Genomic DNA, 15,874 nt, shown 5'->3' with positions numbered 1-15,874 from the left:
GATCCCGTGCCCACCGGCTACGAAGTCATCAACCAGGTTCCCGAACTCGTCGACTACGACGTCTCCGCCGACCCCGCGCTCCGCGAGGCGCTGGTCCGTGAGGGCGGCGCGTGGGCGCTGGACGACCTCGCGGAGGTGGGCCGGCGAGCGGGAAGCCGCGAAGCCCTGGAGTGGGGCCGTCTCGCCAATGAGCACGAGCCGGTCCTTCAGCGCTACGACGCCGTCGGCAACCGCCGCGACGAGGTCGAATACCACCCGGCGTACCACGCATTGATGCGTACGGCCTGCGAGTTCGGCCTGAACGCGGCGCCCTGGTTCGAGGAGCGGCCCGCAGCGCACGCCGTCCGCACCGCGAAGGCGTTCGCCTGGGGGCAGGCCGAGTCGGGCCACATGTGCCCCATCGGCATGTCGTACGCCGCCGTCCCCACTCTGCGTCATACGCCGGCCGTCGCAGACGCCTACGCGCCCAAGCTGGCCGTCGCCGAGTACGACGGCACGCTGGGGCGGCCGGAGGACAAGCCGGGTCTCGTCATCGGCATGTCGATGACCGAGCGCCAGGGCGGTTCCGATGTGCGTGCCAACATCTCCCACGCCCGTCCCCGCCCCGACGGCACGTACGAGGTGTTCGGCCACAAGTGGTTCACGTCCGCGCCCATGAGCGACGCCTTCCTCACCCTCGTCCGGACCGAGGCCGGCATCACGTGCCTGCTCCTGCCCCGGGTGCTCCCCGACGGTTCGCGCAACCCCATCCGCATCGAGCAGCTCAAGGACAAGCTCGGCAACCGCTCCAACGCCTCCGCCGAGATCGAGTACCACGGGGCGACCGGCTGGCTGATCGGCGAGGAGGGGCGGGGGGTGCGCACCATCATGGAGATGGTCAACTTCACGCGCCTGAACTGCACCGTGCTCAGCTCGGCGTTCATGCGCCAGGCGCTCACGCGTGCCGTGCACCACGCCCGGCACCGATCGGCGTTCGGCAAGCACCTGATCGAGCAGCCGCTGATGCGCAACGTCCTGGCCGACCTCACGCTGGAGTCGGAAGCGGCCGTGCTCGCCCTGATGCGGCTCGGCGGCGCCACCGACCGGGCCGCCACCTCGGAGGAGGAGTCGCACGTACGGCGCCTCGGCCTGGCGGTGACCAAGTACTGGGTGTGCAAGCGCGCCCAGTCCGTGGTCGGGGAGGCCCTGGAATGCCTGGGCGGCAACGGCTACATCGAGACGTCGGGCATGCCCCGCCTGTACCGGGAGGCGCCGCTGCAGTCGATCTGGGAGGGCGCCGGAAACGTGGCGGCGCTCGACGTACTCCGGGCGATCCGTCGCCGGCCCGAGACCCTCGACAGCTTCCTGGCCGAGATACGGCTCGCCGAGGGCGCCGACCGCCATCTCGACCAGGGCATCACCGACCTGCTCAAGCACGTGGCGGACACCGACAACCTGGAGTTCCAGGCGCGTCACGTCGTGGAACGCATGGCGCTGCTGTTCCAGGCGTCACTGCTGGTGCGGCACGGCACTCCCGCGGTCGCCGACGCGTTCACCGCGTCCCGCCTCGGCGGCGGCTGGGGCATCGCCTTCGGTACGCTGCCGGCGCCGACCGACACGGCCGCGATCCTGGAGCGCGTTCCGGCCGGTGCGCGCGACTGAGAACGCCGCCGGGCCGGAGGCGGCACGAGGCCGTCCCGGCCCGGCGGCGTTCACCGGGCGATGCCGTCCGTTCAGTGCCCGACCATCACGGTCGGGTCCGCCGCCTTCACCTTCCTGCGCGGCAGCAGCAGCGCCGGAATCAGGCACACGGCGATGAGGACGGCCGCCACCAGGAACACCGAGGCGAAGGCGTCACCCATCTGGTCCTTGATGCCGTCCGGGGTCCTCGCGGTGATGTCCTTGAGGCCGTTGGTGAGGAGCACCGAGAACAGGGCGGTGCCGATCGAGGCGGCGACCTGCTGGACGATGTTCATCAGCGTCGAGCCACGGGCGACCGTGTGCTCCCTCAGGGTGGCCAGCGCCGACGCCATGATCGGCATCATGGAGGCACCCATACCGAGGCCCATGATGAAGAGCGCGGCGATGATGTACGTGTAGGACGTGTCGGCCGTGAGCTGCGTGAACATGCCCATGCCGATGGTGATGACCGCGATGCCGGTCATGACGATCTTGCCGGGGCCGATGCGGTCGGCGAGCATGCCGGCGATCGGCATGGTGATCATCGCGCCGATGCCCTGCGGGGCGAGCAGAACGCCCGAGTCGAGCGCCGACTCCCCGCGCACCTGCTGGAAGTAGAGCGGGAACAGCAGGCTGGCGCCGAAGAACGCCATCGCGAACAGCGACATGGCTATCACGGCGACGCTCAGGTCACGGTTCTGGAAGAGCCGCAGATCGATCAGCGGGTGGATGTTGCTGGGCCGCAGCGCCCAGGGCACGAACGCGGCGACGAGCACCAGACCGATGAGCGCGGGTACGAGGACCTTGGTGGCCCAGACGGTGCCGGTCTCCGGGATGGAGGAGACGCCGTACAGGAAGCACGCGAGGCCGGGCGAGAGAAGCAGCACGCCCACCCAGTCGAAGGTCTCGGACGGCTCCACGTTGTCCTTGGGCAGCACGAGCGCCGCGTACACGAGCGCGATCGCGCCGATCGGCAGGTTGATCAGGAAGATCCAGTGCCAGGTGGCGATGTCGATCAGCCAACCACCCAGAATCGGGCCGAAGATGGGGCCGAGGAGCATGGGGATACCGAGCACGGCCATCACCCGGCCGACCCTCTCGGGGCCGGCCGCACGCGTCAGAATGGTCATGCCGAGCGGCATCAGCATGCCGCCGCCCAGCCCTTGGATCACCCGGAACGCGACCAGCATCTCCAGGGAGTCGGCCGCGGCGCACAGCGCCGACCCGGCCGCGAACAACGCGACCGCGAGCAGATAGAGACGTTTTGTGCCGAACCTGTCGGCGGCCCAGCCGGTGAGCGGGATGACGCTCGCCAGGGCCAGCGTGTAACCGGTCATCGTCCAGGCGACCTGGGCCGAGGTCGCCTGGAACTCCTTCTGGAACGTCTGCAGTCCGACCGAGACCACGGTGATGTCCAGGATCGACATGATCCCGCCGAGCACGACCACACCGGCCACGAGGAGGACCTTGCTGTCCAGCTTGTCGCCAGAGCTGCCCCCTCCCCCGGGAGGGCTCGACTCGATTTTTTGCGACGTGGTCATGACTCACCTTTCGGAGAAGATGCGGAGCTGCCCGGGGCCCGCTTGATCTGTCCACCCCCCGTGCCTCCGGCTGGCGGCGACGGTGTGCGCGCTCCGGCGGACATGGATACGGAATCCACCCTTCCGCGGGAAGGTCGGAGATCCGCCGAGGCGCGGTCCACGACGGACGACTCACCGGGCGGGACTCATGCGATCCGTTGTGGAACATGAATGTACCAGCGCCGGTAGGCCAGTATCTTTTGGATTGATGACAAGAAACGTGCACCTGCGCGATCGCGTTGCGATCGCGATTCTCGACGCCGCCGCGATGCTGCTCGCCCGCCGGGGCGAGAGCGTCAGCATGGCGGACGTCGCGGCGGCAGCCGGCGTGGGCCGCACCACTCTCTACCGCCACTTCCCCAGCCGCGAGACCTTGCTGGACGCCCTGTCCCAGGAAGCGTGCGCCGAGTTGATCGGCAAGCTGGCGGACGCCGGCCTGGACCGCGTCGCCGTGCCCGAGGGCGTGGCGCGGGTGAGCCGGATCGCGATGGGCCAGGCCGCCAAGTACCAGGCGCTGATGCGCATCCACGGCAAGCCCGCCGTGCCCGACGAGACCGCCCGCCAGCTCATGGCGCCCCTCACCGCGCTGTTCGTCCGGGGATCGGCCGACGGCACCTGGCGCACGGATCTCGGCCCCGACACGCTGCTCGACCTCTACAGAGCGCTCCTGCAAGGCGCACTGGGCCAGGCGCTGCACGCCAAGCTGGGCGTGGAGCCCGCTGCCGCCGCCGTCACCTCGGTCTTCATACACGGCGCGGGCACCCCGCGGCCGGTGAGCGACGGCCTGGTGGGCAGCCCTTCCCCGTCGGGCTTCTGAGGCGCGCGGGCCTCCCGTGCCGTCAGCCGGCCGGTGACCGCCGCGTCGGTGGCCGGGTTCCGGTGGCGTTCCACGAGGCGAGCAGACGCAGCGCCTCCTCGGAGGCGGAGCCGGGTTCGGCCGCGTAGACGGTGAGCGTGAGGCCGGGGGCGGCGGCCATCTCCAGGCCCTCGAAGGCGAGGGTGAGCTCGCCGACCACCGGGTGATGGAAGCGCTTGGTCCCGGTGCCGTGGTGGCGGACGTTGTGGGCGCCCCAGCGGGTGCGAAACTCCTCGCTGCGGGTGGACAGCTCCCCGACCAGGTCGTGCAGGTCCTTGTCGTACGGGTCGCGGCCCGCCTCCGTGCGCAGGATCGCCACGGCCACGTCGGCGAAGACGTCCCAGTCGGGGTAGAAGCGCCGGGACGCGGGGTCGAGGAACTGGAAGCGGGCCAGATTGCCCTGGTTGTCCGGATGCGCATAGAGGTCGCTGTAGAACGCGCGGGCGAGGTCGTTCGCGGCGAGGCAGTCCATGCGCCCGTTACGGACGAACGCGGGCCCGGCGGTGATCGCGTCCAGGGTCCACTGCAGGCTGCGGTGGGGGGTCCACTTGCCGGTGCTCCGGCGGCGGGGCCGGGTGAGCACGTCGGAGCCGTCCGCGGCGCGGGCCAGGTTCAGCAGATGGGCGCGCTCGGCGTCGTCCAGGCGCAGGGCGCGGGCGACGGCCTCCAGCACGGGCGGGGAGACACCGGCGAGGTTGCCCCGCTCCAGCTTGGCGTAGTACTCGACGCTCATGTCGGCCAGCGCCGCGACCTCGCTGCGGCGCAGCCCGGGCACCCGGCGTCTGCTGCCGGAGGGCAGGCCGGCCTGCTCGGGGGTGATCCTGGCGCGCCGCGAGGTCAGGAACTCGCGGACCTCCTCGCGGTTGTCCATGCCTTCGACGGTACGGCCTGCCGGGCGCGGAAGGGGTGCACTGCCGGTACACCCCTTGTCAGTGACTCGCTGCCCGCGCGGAAAGGCGGTTACCTGGAGGAGGTGGTGTCCGGTGCACTCTTTCGAGTGACAGGAACCGCCCCCGCCTCCCCCTAGGCAAGGAGCCCTTTCTCATGCGCGGAGCTGTGATCCACGCCCCCGGCGACGTCCGCTTCGAGACCGTGGACGACGCGAAGATCCTCAAACCGACCGACGCGGTCATCCGTACCGCCGTGACCTGTGTGTGCGGGTCCGACCTGTGGCCCTACCGGGGCGCGGAGCCCACGGAGCGACCCCACCCGATGGGCCACGAGTACGTGGGCTTCGTCGAGGAGGTCGGCTCCGAGGTCACCTCGGTCAGGCCGGGACAGTTCGTCGTCGGGTCGTTCGCGACCTCGGACAACACCTGCGCCAACTGCGCGAACGGCTTCCAGTCGAACTGCCTGAACCGCGAGTTCATGTCCACCTGCCAGGCCGAGTACGTCCGCATCCCGAACGCGCAGGGCACCCTGGTCGCCACCGACGAGGTGCCGGGCGAGGAGTTCTGGCCGGGTCTGCTGGCCGTGTCCGACGTGATGGGCACCGGCTGGTGGGCCGCGGATGCCGCCGAGGTGCGGCCCGGCTCGACCGCCGTGGTCGTCGGCGACGGGGCGGTGGGCCTGTGCGCGGTGATCGCGGCGAAGGAGCGGGGCGCGGAGCGGATCATCGCCATGTCCCGCCACGAGCCCCGGCAGAGGCTCGCCCGCGAGTTCGGCGCGACGGACATCGTCACCGAGCGCGGCGAGGAGGGTGTCGCCCGGATCAAGGAGCTGACCGGCGGCATCGGCGCGGACTCCGTCCTGGAGTGCGTCGGAACGGCCCAGGCCATGGGCCAGGCCCTGCACTCGGCCCGGCCCGGCGGTAACGTCGGCTTCGTCGGCGTCCCGCACGAGGTAGCGGTGGACGGGCAGGAGCTGTTCTTCTCCCACGTCGGCCTGCGCGGCGGCCCCGCCCCGGTACGCCGCTACCTCCCCGATCTGATCGACCGAGTCCTGAACCGTGCGATCGACCCGGGCAGGGTCTTCGACCTCACCCTGCCCCTGGACCAGGTCGCCGAGGGCTACCGCGCGATGGACGAACGCCGCGCGATCAAGACCCTCCTCACGCCCTGACCCGCCACCCCGCACAAGGAGTACCCATGCAGATCACCCGGAGCTCGGTCCGCACCGTCAAGGGCCCCGCCGACTGGTTCACCGGCGACGTCTACATCGACGCCGTCGCCGCGGCCCCGGCCCCGTCCCGGGTCAGCGCCAACCTGGTCCACTTCATGCCCGGGGCCCGCACCCACTGGCACCGCCACCCGCTGAGCCAGACCGTCTTCGTCACCGAAGGCGTCGGCCTGTGCCAGCGCCGCGGCGGACCCGTCGAGGTCATCCGGCCCGGCGACCGCGTCCTGTTCGAGGCCGACGAGGAACACTGGCACGGCGCGGCCCCGGACCGCCTCATGGTGCACCTGGCCATCAACGAGGCGGACGCCGACCACGACGTCGTGCACTGGCTGACCCCGGTCACCGATGAGGAGTACGGGGCCGCTCCCGCCGTCAGCTGACCGATGCGCTCCAGCCCTCTTCCGTGGCGACGTACAGCGCGCCCCGGTGCAGGCCGATGCTGCTGGGGCCGGTGGCCTTCCCCGTACGGGCGAGCGCGCCGGGCCCCCGGAAGGCGGCGTCGACGACGCGGAAGTCGCGGGGCTCGGTGCAGCTGACGGTGCGCAGGCGCCACGGCGCACCGGGCTCCGCCGGGAGGGCCAGTTGGAGCTGGGCCTCGGCAGGGTGCTCCGTGCGGTAGCCGGTGCGGGCGGCCGTCCAGGCCGCCATGACGAGCGCCGCCCGGAGTGGCGGCTCCGGGGTCCGAGGCGTTCCGGTGAGCGGGGAGGGCGCTCGTACGGGGTCCTCGCCGGCCTCGATGAGGTCGTCGCGGCCCGGGCCCGACCTGAGGATCTCCGCGAACCTGCGGGCGAGGACCGGGCCGCCCCGGTCGGCCCAGGCGAGGATCAGGTCCCGGAAGGCCGCCTCCCGGTGCACACGCGGTGCGGACCCGGCGGCGAGGATCGCCGTTCCCGCCCCCTTGAAGACCCGTCACAGGGCCCGTACGGGAACCCGATCGGCTTCGTCGGGATACCGCACCGACCGGATCTCCCACATGACGTGGCGCAGCAGCACGGCGGCTGCATGCGCGTCGGGCCCCAGCCTTCCCTCCTGCGGCGGCGGATTGAGCCGCCCCGGCCGTTCGCCGCGCGGTGGTGTCACGGCGTCTGCGCGCCGGCCTGCGGCGGAGAGGTACCAGGAGCGGTCGTGGCACCAGTACTCGGCGACTTCCGCGCGGAGGCGGCCGCCCGCTCCCACGGATACGGTGATCCCGTCGGCCCGGGGATCCAGGACCGCACCCCGCGTGTCCGACAGGTCGAATGCGGCCTCGGTGACCCGGTCCAGCGAGACGTTCAGCAGGGCGGGGTCCACGGCCCCGCCCTCCGCGACGGCGAATCTGCGCGGGACGGCCAGCTGGAGCAGGGCGGTCAGGTCCGCGCCGGCACGTTCCAGCCGCAGATGGCTGACCTCGGCCGCCGCCAGGTCGTAGTCGGGCAGCAGTTCCTCGACGCACGTGGCGGTCACCGCCCGGGGCAGCGGCGCCATGACGTGCCCGCGAGAGTCCCGGCCCGGGATGTACGGCTCGGCAGAGGAGAGCAGCGGGCCTATGTCATACCCGGCGGCGGCGGCCTGCTCCGTCATCCACCGGCGGCGGCGCTCACTGATCCCGGCCATCCACGTCAGGGCGGCCAGCGCCCGCCGTTCGCGCTTGCGCGGACGGGCCGAGTGCGCGGCCCTGAAGAGCGGGAAGAGGTTGTTGTCCCACACGTCGGAGGCCGCTCGGATCGCTTCCCGGTCGTACCGGCGGGCATCCGCCGCGGCCTCGGCGATCTGGATCACCGAGCGGTCCAGGAGCGCCGCCAGTACGGCCATGGCCGAGGGGCTGTTCGCGCCTTCGGGGGAACCGTCGGGCGGCAGCGAAGCCGCGGGGGGTGTCATGCCCGCGATCGTCGCACACCCCCGGCCGCGCCATCCGGCGGCGTACCCGGCAACTCCATGGTGCCCCGCGCACGAAGGCAACACGGGGAAGCTGACGGCCTGGGTCAGAAAGGGCAGGTCAGCGCTGCGGCTCCGGGTAAGCCTCGCGGGTTCCTGGTGATCCGCGCCTGTGACCCTTCCCCTCCCTCTCAGGAGCGGTTGCCCACTTGTCGGGGGACGTTCCAACGGTTGGCGCGACGGAGCGGCTCGGGAAGGAGTTCCTCCGGCATGTTCTGGTAGGCCACAGGCCGCATCCAGCGCGCTATGGCTCTGCTGCCGGCGCTTGTGTGCAGGGAAGACGTGGTGGCCGGCCAGGGCCCGCCATGGTGCATTGCGGGGGTGACGGCGACGCCGGTGGGCCAGCCGTTCCAGATCACACGGCCGGCACTCAGCGTGGCCGAGATCCGACGGGCGAGGGCCTCGTCCTCTCCCTGCTGTCCGTGCACGGACGCGGTGAGGGCGCGCGGCAGGATGCGCAGAGTGTGGTGCAGGTCCTCGGCCGATGTGTACGTGACGACCAGAGAGGCCGGGCCGAAGCACTCCCGCAGCAATTACGGGTGGCACGGCCGTCCTCGGCGGAGAAGCACGCGCACGCTCCATCCCGGCGAGTACATGTCCGAGCTGGCCGAGGCATTCGCCGCGCGGCCCGGCCGGCCCAAGTGGCTCCAGGAGTTCGGCGCCTCCCCCGCCGAGCGCACCCGGGAGTCCATTCCCGGCTGGGCCGAGGCACTCGTGCGCAACACCGTCTCCGCGTCCGGCATCTGGGGCTGCACCTTGGGGCAGCCACGACATCGGCCGGCACCTCTCCGGGTTCGTAGAGTACGAGTACGAACCCGGCCTCCTCACCGTGGACAACGAGGTCAAGCCGGCGGGCCGCAGGATCGCCGACCTCATCGCGGAGTTCCCCAGCACTCCCCCGACGCCGCTCCGGCGCCCCACCGCCCTGGTCCTCCCGGAGTCCGGGGAGGCCGGACTCGACGCGGCGGAGGCGTTCTTCGCGCTGATCGACGAGGGGATCCGCCCCGCGGTCGTCACGGCCGAGCGCGCCCGCGACAGCGCCTATATCGCGTCGCGCGGCATCACCGAACTGCGGTACGCGGAGTCTCTTCCCGCCACGTCGGCGTTGTAGCCGTTCTGGCATTGACGTCGTTTCCGTGCATGTTGCAACCTCTCGTTCGGAGGGGTTTCGGCAGGCCGCAGTTCTGCCTCCCGTCATCCCGAGCGGACCCCCGGCCCGTGCACCCCGCCCGGCCCGGGCCGACCGGTGCGCGGAAGGCGACGCCGAGGGAGACGGCAGGCTCCTCCACCGACGCATCGGCAGCGAAATCACCGCCGGCGACCAGCTCCGCAGGGAACTTCAGGAGGCACTCATCCATGGCTGACCACGTATCCGTGGAAACGGCTCCGCCTCCCGCGCGGCCGGACAGTGTCACCGCCTGGGACCCCGCGGCAGCCCGGCTTCCCCGGCGTTGCGCCTCCGAGGTCCGGGCCATGCTCGTATCGGCCCCCTCCGAGTGGTTCCTCTTCCCCCGGGCCGAGGACCGCCCGTCCTGGGACGCGGTGGCGAAGCGGCTGGGCCCGGCGGCCGAGGCGCTGACCGAGGCGGCGCAGGAGGCCGCCGGACGTCCCGTCCCGCACCTGACGTCCTCCCTGTGGCGCGCGTTCCTCCGCACCGGGGAGCGGCTGCCCTACGAGAATCCGTGGTACGAGCGTCGCGACATGCTCGCCGATCTGCTGGTGGGCTACTGTCTGCGCCCCACCGGCCAGGTACTCGACGCCTTGATCGACCTCGTCTGGATGATCTGCGAGGAGACCTCCTGGTCCTTCCCCGCCCATGAGCCGACCGAGTTCCCCGACCCCGGCGATCCCGTGGTCGACCTCTTCTCCGCTCTCACCGCAGTCGGGCTGGCCGAGACGCTGGCCGTGCTCGGGGACGCCCTGCCCGGCCCCGTGGCCGACCGCATCCGTACCGAGGCCGACCGGCGCGTCATCACTCCCTACCTGGAGAACGACGCATGGCGCTGGCTGTACGGGACGGCCGACACCGGGGTGAGCAACTGGACGGCGGTCTGCGGTCTCGGGGCCGCCGGGGCGGCCTGTTACCTCGAACAGGACGCCGACCGGCTCGCCCGCATCCTCACGAAGGCGGCTCGCTCGATGGAGGACTACCTGGGGACCTTCGACCCCGACGGGGGCACCAGTGAGGGCGTCGGCTACTGGACGTTCGGCTTCGGCTCCTTCTGCCAGCTGGCCGATCTGGTCGAGCGGCGCACCGGGGGCAGCTGGAACTGGTTCGAGACCCCGGTCGTCGCCGACATCGCGCGTTTCCCCCTGCGCTCCCGGCTCACCAGCGCCTCCTGGGTGACCTTCTCGGACGTCGACAGCCGTACGGATTTCCCCGGCTGGCTCCTGCACGACCTGGGAAGCCGGTTCCGAGAGGAGGGCCTGAAGGATCTCGGGTCCGGGCCGTCCGCCACCTGGACCTGGACGCGCACCAACTCGGCGGTCACCACCGCCCTGCGTTCCGTGCTCAGCGAGGGGCGTCGGGCTGAGGACCGCCCCTACCCGCCGGTCAGACGGTCGGACTGGTTCCGGGGCATCCAATGGCTGATCACACGCGCCGACCCGGACGACCCCGACGCCCTCGCCGCGGCCGTCAAGGGAGGGCGCAACGACGAGCTGCACAACCAGAACGACCTCGGATCCCTCATCGTGCGCGCCGGCGGCGAAGACCTCGTCGTGGACCCCGGCGCGGGGCTGTACACGCGGGATTACTTCAACGAGCACCGCTACAAGCAGTTCGTGAACTCCTCGCGGGGCCACTCCGTGCCCCGCCCGGCAGGTGCGGAGCAGGCGGCGGGCTCCGCCCACACCGCGGGCGTGCTCGCCATCCGGCAGAGCGAGGAGTACGACGAGGTCCGCTACGACCTCACCGCCGCCTACCCCGCTGAAACCGCCCCGAAAGCCCTGCACCGCACCCTGAGGCTGCAACGCGGACCGGAGCCCTTCATCCGCCTCACCGACTCCTTCGCCTTCGGCTCCCCCCGCACCGCGGAAACGGCGTTCACCACCTACGCCGCGGTCGAGGTCACCCCCGGGCACGTCCTCCTGCGCGGCGAGCAAGCCGTACTGATCATCGAGCTGCCGGACCGTCCGGATGTCGACGTACAGGTCGAGTCCGAGGAGTTCGCGCCCAGATTCGGAGAGCCGCGCCTCGCCCGGCGTGTGGTCGTGCGCACCCGTGAGCCGCTACGGGACTGCGCTCTCACCTTCACCCTGCGTCCCGGCTCCGCCTGACCCGTACCCACCCCCGCACATCCCGCGAAGGGAATCCCTGGCGTACGAGACGCACTTGTCGCCGCGGCCGTCCCTGCGACGGCGGCGCTGACCATCCGGAAGGCGGTTGCTGGCTGTCCGTGAGCGACCAGTGACAACTCCTCGCTGAGCGACGTCCAGCCCTGCCGGCCGCCCCTCGTCACCTCCTGGGCAGGCCGTCCGGCAGCCAGGACGCGAGGGCCGACGACGCCCACCTCTCCTGGCCGCTGCGGGCCGGCAAAAGGGCGTGGCCTGGAGCGTTCAGATGCTCGCCGGCGACGTCCTGGCCGGCCGCTCCTCCCCCAGCCCGAGCCGTCGATGGCCCGGTGTCGATGCCAGATGCCGACAGCATGCCAGCCTTCACAGCCGTCTCATTATTCGAGCGCCTCAGTACCGCAATGTGGACATCGAGTTAGAGTGCGCGTATGAATGCGTTCGAGCACGTGACTGTCGCACCGTTCGTGCGGAGCGAGGAACTGAGCGGCCTACCCGGGCGGGTGGTGCTGATGGACGTGCGGTGGTACCTCGATGGCAGGTCCGGACGAGCCGCCTACGAAGCAGGACACTTGCCCGGAGCGGTATTCGTGGACCTCGACCGTTGGCTGACGGGACCGCCCACACCGGCCGGCGGCAGAAATCCTCTGCCGTCGCCGGAGGTGTTCGCCGAGGGTATGCGCGCGCTGGGAGTCAACGACAGCGACATCGTCGTGGCGTACGACGACCAGGGCGGGGTCATAGCGGCACGGCTGGTCTGGATGATCCGGGTCACCGGCCGGCAGGCGGCGGTTCTCGACGGCGGACTGAGGGCCTACCTTCAATTGTTTCCGGACACCCTGACGGTGGAGAAAGCGGTCACCGCCCAGGGTGACTTCACGGCACGCCCCTGGCCGGCCGGGCACCTGGCAGACGCCGATGAGGCCGCGGGGCCCGGCGCCCTTACCATCGACGCCCGCAACCGTGACCGCTTCATCGGGCAAACAGATCCGGTCGACCCGCGCCCCGGGCATGTCCCCGGCGCACTGAACGTACCGTGCCGGGAAAACCTGGACAGTGAAGGCCGTCTCCTGCCGCCGCAGAAGATGCGTGCTCACTTCGCCGCCGCGGGCGTGCGCATGGAGAACGCGTCTCAGGTCGTCTCCTACTGCGGATCCGGGGTGACGGCATGTCACAACCTGCTGGCACTGGAACATGTGGGGTACGACACTGGCCGTCTCTTCGTCGGCGGTTGGTCGGCCTACAGCCGCGACGACAGCCGGCAGGTGGAAACCGGCCCGGCCCGCTGATCCGTCCCTCTCGCGCCCGTTGCAGCTCAACGGATGCCCTTCAGTGGCTCGCCGGGAACGGCCGGCCCGTTCTTCGGAACGCCCGGGCCGCTGCCCGGGAGGTGGGCACTGCGCACGGTCGCCGATTTCGGAGATGACAGCGGAGTGCTCCTCCCACCGCGACATGTCGACGACGCGGAGCGCGGCATCGGCCTACCGCAGTCGCCCTTCGGCTGCAGCAACGGACCGTTCCTGTGCATCGCGTGGGGCTGCATCCGTGACGCGGGTGCGGCCGGCCAGGCAGGCGGCACCAGCAAGGGGAAGGAGCAGGAACGCAAACGCTCCGGCGAATGCCGGAAGCAGGTTCGCTGGGTGGAGGGACTGCGGTCGAAGGCGAAACGCCTGGTCGCGCGGGGCTGGCCGGCCGAGCCGGCACCGGGCCGGTTCACCCTCGCGCGGAGCGTGAGCGGGCCAGGCGGCGGGTCATGATCATGGTCATCGACCAGTAGATCATCGCCTCGGCGCTGCTGGTGGATCGTTCGAAGTCACGCGCCAGGCGGCGCCTTCGCATCAGGTGGGCGAAGAGACGCTCGACGATCCACCGCTTGGGCAGCACCACGAAGCCGTGCATGTCGTCGCTCCGCTTGACGATCGCCAGGACCAGCGCGAGCGCGGCCAGGCAGTGCTCGACGAGGCTGCCGGTGTAGCCGCCGTCGGCCCAGACGAGTTCCAGCCGGTGGTGAGCGTCGGTCACCCGCTCAAGCAGCACCTTCGCGGCAGCGCGGTCGCCAGGGGCGGAGGAACGCGTCCTGTACGTGATCGCCGCCGCGCTCCCACGGTGCCGGCCCTGGTCTGCGCCGAGGAGCGCCACCGGGACCCCGCCGAGGTCGGGCCGGGGTCCGGGACGGCGGCCGCGGCGCCCAGGGACGCCGCGCCGATCGGCCGACCCCGGGGGTCCGGGAAGCGCGGGAGCCGGGCGGTCCACCCGGTTCCCGCTTCGTCCCTATCGCGGATCGGTGGTCTCGAACCAGGTGGGCCCGTCGGTCAGCGCCTGCTTGATCCGCAGCAGCGCGAACTCGGCCAGGTCGGGCAGCGCGTCCACGGAGAACCAGCCCACCTCCAGCGACTCGTCGTCGTTGACCCGGGCCGTGCCGCCCGTGGCGCGGCAGCGGAAGGTGATGTCGAGGAACTGGCAGCGGTCGCCGTTCTCGTACTGGATGGGCGGCAACGCCTGGGTGAGGACGACCCGCTCCGCCACGCAGCGCACGGCGGTCTCCTCGTACACCTCGCGCTCCGCCGTCGCCGCCGGCTGTTCGCCCGGCTCGGAGATCCCGCCGATCACGGACCACTCGCCGGTGTCGGCGCGCCGGCCGAGGAGCACTCTGCCCTCGGCGTCGAAGACGACGGCGGTGACGCCGGGCAGCAGGAGCAGCTGCTGCCCGGCGGTGGCACGGATCTCGCGGATGAAGTCAGGAATGGCCATGTGCCGACCCTACGTGGCCTGCCACCCGTTCAGCGGACTCGTCGTGCGCGTACCGCCAGGGCGCCCGCCCAGCCCAGCGCGCCGAGCGCGAGCAGGATCAGGACGCCCTCGGGCAGCGGCCCCATCCGGGTCGCGGGGGTCAGTGAGGAGCGCAGCGGCACCTCGTCCACCAGGGCGTCCGGGGTGAACATCTCCGTCTTCTCGGCCACCGTGCCGTCCGGGCGGATGATCGCGCTGACGCCGCTGGTGACGGGGACGACGACGGCCCGGCTGTGCTCGACGGCGCGCACCCGGGACATCGCGAGCTGCTGGTAGGTCATCTCGCTGCGGCCGAAGGTGGCGTTGTTACTGGGGACGGCGATCAGCTGGGCGCCGTGTTCGACCGTGTCGCGTACGGCGTCGTCGAACGCGGCCTCGTAGCAGGTGACGAGCCCGGTGTAGGTGCCCGCGAGGTCGAAGACTCCGACCTTCTTGCCGGGCCCGAAGTCGCGCTGCACCCGGTCGACGTCCGAGCTGAAGATGCGGACGAACGAGCGCATCGGCATGTACTCGCCGAAGGGCTGGATGTGCCGCTTGTCGTACGTGGCGACGGGGCCCTTGTCCGGCTGCCACTGGATGAGGGTGTTGCGCAGAGGGCCCGAGTCGGGCTCGACCACCGCGCCGATGACGGTCGGCGCCCCGATCGCCTTCACGGCGTCGTCGATGACGATCCGCGCGTCCGGGTTGCGGTAGGGGTCGAGGTCGGAGGAGTTCTCCGGCCACAGGACGAAGTCCGGCTGCGGGACCTTGCCCGCCTTCACGTCCCGGGCCAGCTGCTCCGTACGCTTGGCGTGGTTGTCCAGGACCGCGCGGCGCTGGGAGTTGAAGTCGAGGCCGAGGCGGGGCACGTTGCCCTGGATCGCGGCGACGGTCGCGGTGCCGTCCTCGGCCGAGTCGTCCACCAGCGGCAGCGCGGCGAAGGCCGCCGCCACGGGGACCAGGACCGTCGCCGCCGCCACGGCGGTGGCCCCGCGACGGAGCTCGCCGGCCGAGCGGTGGCGGGCGAAGCGGCGGACCGCCTCGAAGAGGCCGAAGCCGCAGAGCACCACGGCGAACGAGAGCAGCGGGGTGCCGCCGAGCGCGGCGAGCGGCAGGAAGACGCCGTCCGCCTGGCCGAAGGCGATCTTGCCCCAGGGGAAGCCGCCGAAGGGCACCCGGGCGCGGACGGCCTCGTCCAGCGTCCAGACCGCGGCCGCCCACAGCGGTCCGCCGGGCAGCCGGGAGACGGCGGAGATGCCGATGCAGCCGACCGCGACGAACAGCGCCTCGGCGGCGGCGAGGGCCAGCCACGGCACCGGGCCGACCTCCTCGCCGGTCCAGTGCAGCAGGGGCAGCATGAAGCCGAGCCCGGCGAGCAGCCCGAGCCCGAAAGCGGCGCGGGCCCGGCGCTCGAACAGCACCCAGCCGAGCAGGGCGAAACCGGGTAGAACGAGCCACCACAGGGGCCGGGGCGGGAAGCTGAGGTACAGCATCACGCCGGAGAGGACGGCGGCACCGGGCCGCACGAGGCGCTTCGGCAGCCCGCCTTTCCGGGAGGCGGGGGCGGGGCTCTGCGATTCGCCGACCTGGGCGATGGTGGTGCTCACCCGGCGGAGTCTACGGTGACCGCCCGGCCACGCGGGAGCCCCGTCCCGATGGCGGAATCCCGACCACCGCATCATTTCTC

15 protein-coding genes are annotated in these 15,874 nt (G+C 71.6%); 7 read left to right on the top strand and 8 right to left on the bottom strand.

All coding sequences use genetic code 11. The features are described from left to right. The first annotated feature begins 6 nt into the window (after window positions 1–6). Complete coding sequence (locus ACLQ2N_RS11290) at window positions 7–1,641, top strand: acyl-CoA dehydrogenase family protein (RefSeq protein ID WP_425811656.1); 1,635 nt, start codon at window positions 7–9, stop codon at window positions 1,639–1,641. 71 nt (window positions 1,642–1,712) lie between these two features. On the opposite strand, the gene ACLQ2N_RS11285 is transcribed toward ACLQ2N_RS11290, so the two are convergent. Next, complete coding sequence (locus tag ACLQ2N_RS11285; RefSeq protein WP_425811654.1) at window positions 1,713–3,200, bottom strand: DHA2 family efflux MFS transporter permease subunit; 1,488 nt, start codon at window positions 3,198–3,200, stop codon at window positions 1,713–1,715. A gap of 247 nt (window positions 3,201–3,447) precedes the next feature. On the opposite strand from ACLQ2N_RS11285, the gene ACLQ2N_RS11280 reads away from it, so the two are divergent. Next, window positions 3,448–4,056, top strand: a complete 609-nt coding sequence (locus ACLQ2N_RS11280; protein ID WP_425811652.1) for a TetR/AcrR family transcriptional regulator — start codon at window positions 3,448–3,450, stop codon at window positions 4,054–4,056. A 22-nt stretch (window positions 4,057–4,078) separates the two neighbouring features. On the opposite strand, the gene ACLQ2N_RS11275 is transcribed toward ACLQ2N_RS11280, so the two are convergent. Next, on the bottom strand, window positions 4,079–4,966 hold the full coding sequence (locus tag ACLQ2N_RS11275) for a helix-turn-helix transcriptional regulator (protein ID WP_425811650.1): 888 nt from the start codon (window positions 4,964–4,966) through the stop codon (window positions 4,079–4,081). 173 nt (window positions 4,967–5,139) lie between these two features. On the opposite strand from ACLQ2N_RS11275, the gene ACLQ2N_RS11270 reads away from it, so the two are divergent. Both ACLQ2N_RS11270 and ACLQ2N_RS11265 read left to right on the top strand, forming a co-directional pair. After that, window positions 5,140–6,156 carry a zinc-dependent alcohol dehydrogenase family protein gene (locus ACLQ2N_RS11270; protein ID WP_425811648.1) on the top strand — a complete coding sequence of 339 codons (1,017 nt, stop codon included), beginning with the start codon at window positions 5,140–5,142 and terminating at the stop codon, window positions 6,154–6,156. A gap of 26 nt (window positions 6,157–6,182) precedes the next feature. Then, on the top strand, window positions 6,183–6,593 hold the full coding sequence (locus ACLQ2N_RS11265; protein ID WP_425811646.1) for a (R)-mandelonitrile lyase: 411 nt from the start codon (window positions 6,183–6,185) through the stop codon (window positions 6,591–6,593). Here the strand turns inward: ACLQ2N_RS11265 and ACLQ2N_RS11260 are convergent. From ACLQ2N_RS11260 to ACLQ2N_RS11250, 3 genes are all read right to left on the bottom strand, one after another. Continuing rightward, complete coding sequence (locus ACLQ2N_RS11260) at window positions 6,586–7,068, bottom strand: hypothetical protein (RefSeq protein ID WP_425811644.1); 483 nt, start codon at window positions 7,066–7,068, stop codon at window positions 6,586–6,588. The genes ACLQ2N_RS11265 and ACLQ2N_RS11260 overlap by 8 nt on opposite strands. A 54-nt stretch (window positions 7,069–7,122) precedes the next feature. Beyond that, the gene (locus ACLQ2N_RS11255; RefSeq protein WP_425811642.1) at window positions 7,123–8,070 is read right to left on the bottom strand and encodes a hypothetical protein; all 948 of its coding nucleotides are present in this window, start codon (window positions 8,068–8,070) and stop codon (window positions 7,123–7,125) included. A 188-nt stretch (window positions 8,071–8,258) separates the two neighbouring features. Further along, window positions 8,259–8,660, bottom strand: coding sequence for a hypothetical protein (locus ACLQ2N_RS11250; RefSeq protein WP_425811640.1), 402 nt, complete (start codon window positions 8,658–8,660; stop codon window positions 8,259–8,261). A gap of 296 nt (window positions 8,661–8,956) precedes the next feature. Between ACLQ2N_RS11250 and ACLQ2N_RS11245 the strand changes: the two genes are divergently transcribed. The 3 genes from ACLQ2N_RS11245 to ACLQ2N_RS11235 all read left to right on the top strand — a co-directional run bounded on the left by ACLQ2N_RS11245 (window position 8,957) and on the right by ACLQ2N_RS11235 (window position 12,707). Continuing rightward, window positions 8,957–9,238: a hypothetical protein gene (locus ACLQ2N_RS11245; RefSeq protein ID WP_425811638.1), complete on the top strand. Its 282-nt coding sequence runs from the start codon at window positions 8,957–8,959 to the stop codon at window positions 9,236–9,238. A 245-nt stretch (window positions 9,239–9,483) separates the two neighbouring features. Continuing rightward, window positions 9,484–11,406, top strand: coding sequence for a heparinase II/III domain-containing protein (locus ACLQ2N_RS11240; protein WP_425811636.1), 1,923 nt, complete (start codon window positions 9,484–9,486; stop codon window positions 11,404–11,406). Window positions 11,407–11,849: 443 nt separating this feature from the next. After that, entirely contained in the window at window positions 11,850–12,707 is an 858-nt protein-coding gene (locus tag ACLQ2N_RS11235) for a sulfurtransferase (RefSeq protein ID WP_425811634.1), read from the top strand. A 424-nt stretch (window positions 12,708–13,131) separates the two neighbouring features. Here ACLQ2N_RS11235 and ACLQ2N_RS11230 read toward each other — a convergent pair whose 3' ends face one another. From ACLQ2N_RS11230 to lnt, 3 genes are all read right to left on the bottom strand, one after another. Then, a complete protein-coding gene (locus ACLQ2N_RS11230) occupies window positions 13,132–13,557 on the bottom strand; it encodes a transposase (protein WP_425811632.1) in 426 nt (141 codons plus the stop codon). A 132-nt stretch (window positions 13,558–13,689) separates the two neighbouring features. Beyond that, entirely contained in the window at window positions 13,690–14,169 is a 480-nt protein-coding gene (locus ACLQ2N_RS11225; protein ID WP_425811630.1) for an NUDIX hydrolase, read from the bottom strand. 29 nt (window positions 14,170–14,198) lie between these two features. Further along, window positions 14,199–15,794, bottom strand: coding sequence for an apolipoprotein N-acyltransferase (lnt, locus tag ACLQ2N_RS11220; protein WP_425811628.1), 1,596 nt, complete (start codon window positions 15,792–15,794; stop codon window positions 14,199–14,201). Window positions 15,795–15,874 lie beyond the last annotated feature (80 nt).

It is taken from the genome of Streptomyces sp. DT224 (genome assembly GCF_049844595.1).
GTDB lineage: Bacteria > Actinomycetota > Actinomycetes > Streptomycetales > Streptomycetaceae > Streptomyces.
The sequence above is the reverse complement of the archived record's forward strand: the minus strand, read 5'-3'. Positions and strand labels throughout refer to the sequence as shown.

What these genes read in the sequence shown, in the direction of transcription:
- ACLQ2N_RS11285 (WP_425811654.1), bottom strand. Translation starts at nt 3,200, where the DNA reads ATGACCACGTCGCAAAAAATCGAGTCGAGCCCTCCCGGGGGAGGGGGC.
- ACLQ2N_RS11280 (WP_425811652.1), top strand. Translation starts at nt 3,448, where the DNA reads ATGACAAGAAACGTGCACCTGCGCGATCGCGTTGCGATCGCGATTCTC.
- ACLQ2N_RS11275 (WP_425811650.1), bottom strand. Translation starts at nt 4,966, where the DNA reads ATGGACAACCGCGAGGAGGTCCGCGAGTTCCTGACCTCGCGGCGCGCC.
- ACLQ2N_RS11270 (WP_425811648.1), top strand. Translation starts at nt 5,140, where the DNA reads ATGCGCGGAGCTGTGATCCACGCCCCCGGCGACGTCCGCTTCGAGACC.
- ACLQ2N_RS11265 (WP_425811646.1), top strand. Translation starts at nt 6,183, where the DNA reads ATGCAGATCACCCGGAGCTCGGTCCGCACCGTCAAGGGCCCCGCCGAC.
- ACLQ2N_RS11255 (WP_425811642.1), bottom strand. Translation starts at nt 8,070, where the DNA reads ATGACACCCCCCGCGGCTTCGCTGCCGCCCGACGGTTCCCCCGAAGGC.
- ACLQ2N_RS11240 (WP_425811636.1), top strand. Translation starts at nt 9,484, where the DNA reads ATGGCTGACCACGTATCCGTGGAAACGGCTCCGCCTCCCGCGCGGCCG.
- ACLQ2N_RS11235 (WP_425811634.1), top strand. Translation starts at nt 11,850, where the DNA reads ATGAATGCGTTCGAGCACGTGACTGTCGCACCGTTCGTGCGGAGCGAG.
- ACLQ2N_RS11225 (WP_425811630.1), bottom strand. Translation starts at nt 14,169, where the DNA reads ATGGCCATTCCTGACTTCATCCGCGAGATCCGTGCCACCGCCGGGCAG.